General features: G+C 75.1%; 3 protein-coding genes. 1 reads left to right on the top strand and 2 read right to left on the bottom strand.

What is annotated here, in order from left to right; translation table 11 throughout:
- Nucleotides 1-394 (bottom strand): DNA-formamidopyrimidine glycosylase family protein (locus ICW40_RS20075; protein ID WP_308121934.1); only part of this gene is annotated, 394 nt, incomplete at its 3' end.
- A gap of 87 nt (nucleotides 395-481) precedes the next feature.
- On the opposite strand from ICW40_RS20075, the gene uvsE reads away from it, so the two are divergent.
- Nucleotides 482-1,468, top strand: coding sequence for a UV DNA damage repair endonuclease UvsE (uvsE, locus tag ICW40_RS20070; protein ID WP_221655745.1), 987 nt, complete (start codon nucleotides 482-484; stop codon nucleotides 1,466-1,468).
- A 116-nt stretch (nucleotides 1,469-1,584) separates the two neighbouring features.
- On the opposite strand, the gene ICW40_RS20065 is transcribed toward uvsE, so the two are convergent.
- On the bottom strand, nucleotides 1,585-2,869 hold a 1,285-nt coding region (locus ICW40_RS20065), incomplete at its 5' end, for a hypothetical protein (protein ID WP_221655744.1).

Below are 2,869 nucleotides of genomic sequence, written 5' to 3'. Positions count from 1 at the left end.
GCGCGCGTTCGCCCTCGCCCATGCGCACCGCGCGCCGCCGCGGCGCACCGAGCGACGCCACCGGGCCGCCGTCGCCCAGCGGCGACACGACGCCGTGGAAGTCCCAGGCCCCGTAGAGGCCGAGGTGCACGTGCAGCCAGTGCGGTGGGCCATCGCGCGCGCCGGCGCCGTCGAGCCGGGGCAGCGTCCCCGGCGAGGACGGCGGGCTGCCGGGCTCGTCGAACCCGAGGAAGAGGTGCTTGCCCAGCGCGGACGCCACGGTCATCGCGCGCCCGTCGAGCAGCGCCGCGCCGTCGGCGAAACGCCCCTGGGGCGAGCTCACGGCGACCGTGCGACCGACGAGGTCGGCGTCGAACTGGCGCGCGATCCGGTGGACGGTATGACCTTCGGGCACCGGCCGAATCTACGTCACGCCCCGCGAGACGGCCGTCCCGCGGTGCTTCCGGTCGTGCGCGGAGGTGACCGCGGTGACGATGGGCCGGTGACGCACCCCTACCGGCTCGGCTTCGCGGTGAAGGTCCTCGGCGCCGGGGGCCTCGCCACCTCGGACACGCGGCGGTGGCAGAGCGGCCCGCACCTGTCCCGGTCGCTCGAGCTGCTCGGGCCGGCGTTCGACCACCTCGAGCGGATCGACGTGCGGATGTTCCGGCTCTCGAGCAGCACGATCCCGTACGGGACGCACCCCGACCTGCCCGAGCTCCACTACCGGCGTCAGATCGACGCGTGCGCCGAGGAGCTCGCGGCGCTCGGGGCACGCGCGCGGGCGCTCGGGCTGCGGCTGTCGACCCACCCTGGGCAGTACACGGTCATCAACTCGCCCGACGAGCACCTGGTGGCGAAGTCGGTCGCCGACCTGGAGCAGGACACGGCGCTGCTCGACGCGCTCGGGCAGGGGCCCGAGGCGGCCGTCGTCGTGCACGTCGGCGGGCTCTACGACGACCGGCCCTCCGCACTCGACCGGTGGGCGCGGGCGTACGAGACCCTGTCCGGGAGCGCCCGGGCCCGGCTCGCGCTCGAGAACGACGACGGCCCGTTCGGCGTCGCGGACGTGCTCGAGCTGCACCGGCGGACCGGCGTGCGGATCGCCTACGACCACCACCACCACCGCACGTCGGCGGCTTCGGTCGACCTGCCGCCCGCGGAGGCGCTGCGCGCCACCTACGCGACGTGGCCGGACGGCGTGCGGCCCAAGGTGCACCTGTCGAGCCCGCGCGTCGACCTCGAGATCGCCGAGAAGCGGCCGGCCGGGACGCGCCGCGTCGAGCGCGTCCCGGTGACGCCGCGCCTCACCCCGCACGCCGACTTCATCGCGCCGTGGGACCTCGTCGACCTGCTGCGCTCGGCGCCCGGACCGCTCGACGTCATGCTCGAGGCCAAGGCGAAGGACCTCGCCGTCGCGCACGCGCGCGCCGCGCTGGAGCGGCTGTTCCCCGACCTGGCGGCCGCCGAGGACCGGACGCGGCGCTGACGCCCACGGCATGCCACCGGTGCCGGTCGCCGATCACCTCGCACAGGCGGTCGACCTCGTGTGCCTGCGCGTGGTCGGGTCGCTGCGCGGCGCCATCGGCACGGACCCCGACACGGTCATGACGCGTCGGCGACGGACGGATCGAACGTCCCCGACGCGAACACCAGCCGGGGCAGCCGCCGCACGTTGGTCCGGACGTAGTCCTGCAGGGCCGCAAGCCGCGGGCCGGGCCGGCTCGAGGGGATCAGCTCGGCCATCATGAGGCGCGCCTCGGCGGGCGTCGGCGGTGGCGCCAACCCGAGCGGCGGGTACGACTCGGGCACCCGTTCGTCGACGATCCGCTGCAGCAGGAACATCAACGCCACCGTCTCGTTGAACACGCGGCCGAACTGCGGCAGGTGCGACTCGCTGATCTCGCCTGCACCGATCCGCACCACCTGTCCGATGCCGCGGAGCCGGTGCACGTCCCCGCTCTGCACGGCGTAGAAGGCTTCGACGCCGTACGCCTTGCCCTCCTCCGGTCCGTTGTCGGCGTTCGCGATGCTGAACCCCGCCGTCACGTCGTCGTGCGTGTGCGTCAGCTCGTGCAGGAGCACCCCGCCGAGGCGGTGGACCGGGAACACGGTGGAGTCGCGGGCGACGTCCGGGCGGACCACGGTGTCACCCCCGGAGGTCTCGGCGAGCGGCCGGATGGACCGCACCGCCAGGGAGTGCGTGCTGTAGTGGCGGAACCAGGCGATCGCCACCTCGAGGTTGGGGTAGGCGACCTGCTGCACGGCCGTCTCGATGCGGAGGGTGTCGTCGTCCAGCCCCCTGTTGCGCCGACGGAACGCGGCGACGTACGCCGAGAGCCGCGCGGTGGGAGTGGACCGGGTGTCGATGGGATTCCCGTCCGACAACGACGGGAGCGACACGTCCTCCAGCGGGTCCGCGGCGCGGGGCGGCAACGGCAGGCCGAACCACTGGACCAGCTCGAGATCCTGCCGGGCGTATGCGAGGACCTGCACCCCCGTGGCCATCGACGCCGTCGGGGGCAGCGCGGTGAGGGTGTCGTACAGGTGGAGGCGCCCGTGCCGGTCGCGGACGACCGCCTGGATGGTGCGCCGCCGGGCTGCCTCCGCACCGGCGGCGGCCACGGAGGGGTAGCCCGCCTCGCCGCCGGGCACCTCGGCGCGCGCCCTGAGCTCGATGTCACCGAACGGCAGAGGGCTCAGTCCCAGCAGCGTGACGCGCCCCAGCGGGATCTCGGTGAAGGTGTGCGGTGACGTCCCCGGCCCGCTCCCCGCGACGAGACGCGCGACGGCGGCGTTCCCGGCGGTGGCCTGCAGCGCGAGGAGGCCGCCCGGCCCGTGCCGGCCCCGGTCCGGCGTGCTCGCCTCGGCCGCGGGCGCGAGCCCCGGC

Source organism: Actinotalea ferrariae (assembly GCF_019733465.1).
GTDB lineage: Bacteria > Actinomycetota > Actinomycetes > Actinomycetales > Cellulomonadaceae > Actinotalea > Actinotalea ferrariae_A.
Note: the sequence above shows the minus strand (reverse complement) of the source record. Positions and strands in the feature narration are given on the sequence as shown.